Here is a 1,190-nt window from a genome sequence, read left to right on the forward strand (position 1 = left end):
TTCACGGTGGCCCAGGTGGCGCCGTCCGCTGTCGCTTCGAGGAAGACGTCGCTGGTCACGTCCGGCGCCGGTGGTGCGGAGGCGTCGATGGTGATCCGGCAGGGTTCGGTGCCGGATGGTGCCCAGGTGGATTCGGCGCTGGAGGTGTCCTCGGAGCGGACGTCCCATGAGTACGTTGTTTTGTCGGTCAGTGAGGTGGTCGGGATCAGCAGTGTCGCCTTGCCCGCGCTGTCCGGGGTGACCAGGGTGCCGGCGGGGACGGTGCCGCCGGTGGGCCACCAGCGGAAGCGGAGCTTGGACAGGTTGCCGTCGGCGTCCTTGCCGATCGCGGCGAGGGTGATGTTGGTTTTGGCGACGGTACGCCCGGTGCCGGGGCCGGGTACGCAGGCGCCACCCGGGGTGGTGGTGACGCTGGTCGGCTCGGTCGGGGTGGTGTTGTAGACCGTTTCGAGGACGGCGGTGTTGGCTTGGAATTTGCGCCAGGTCAGGGTGTCGGTTTCGGTGGAGGCTTTCATGCCGAAGGTGACGGTGGTGGCGCCGGCGGTGGCGGCGCGCTGGGCGCCGTCTTTGGCGTTGAAGGCGACGTAGTCGTCTTTGCAGGAGCTGGAGTAGCCCTTGGCGAAGGAGACCTTCTGTTGCAGGGCGGTCCAGGCGGGTTGTTTGTTCCAGGTGGTGCCGGTGGAGATGGCGCCGGTGTAGTAGAGCTGGAACTCCCGGGCGGTGCAGGACCAGGAGTGGTTGTTCAACACCTTGAACGCCGAGGAGCTGACGGTGGCGCCTTTGATGTTTTTGAAGGTCATGCGCCAGAAGGAGCGGGCGGTGACGCCGGTGTCGTCTTCGTGGCCGACGCGGGCGTCGCTGGTGCCGCCGTTGTATCCGGTGCCGTTCCAGAAGTTGCTGTTGGCGTGGGATTTGCTGACGAACAGCCAGGCGGCTTCGCCGGTGTTCAGGTTCGGGTCGAGGTAGACCGGGAAGGTCACGTCGGTGCCGGTGAGCAGGCCGGTCGCGGCAGCGTCCAGATGCAGCTGGATGTCGCCGGTGCCGTCACCGTCGACAGTGGAGGGCATCGGAGCGCTCTTCGTGCCGGGTTCGATGCCGCTCAGGCCGCTGAGCTTGAGGACGTCGGCCGAGGTGGCGGTGGACAGCTGCGGCTTCTCCGGTGATTCCGGGTCCTTGCCGGCCGAGTCCCA

General features: G+C 67.1%; 1 pseudogene. It reads right to left on the bottom strand.

Going from position 1 to position 1,190, the window contains the following annotated elements:
- Positions 1-1,190 (bottom strand): annotated as a pseudogene (locus tag B0I29_RS46265) (hypothetical protein); the annotation flags it as partial.

This window comes from Actinoplanes lutulentus (assembly GCF_003259845.1).
Lineage (GTDB): Bacteria > Actinomycetota > Actinomycetes > Mycobacteriales > Micromonosporaceae > Actinoplanes > Actinoplanes lutulentus.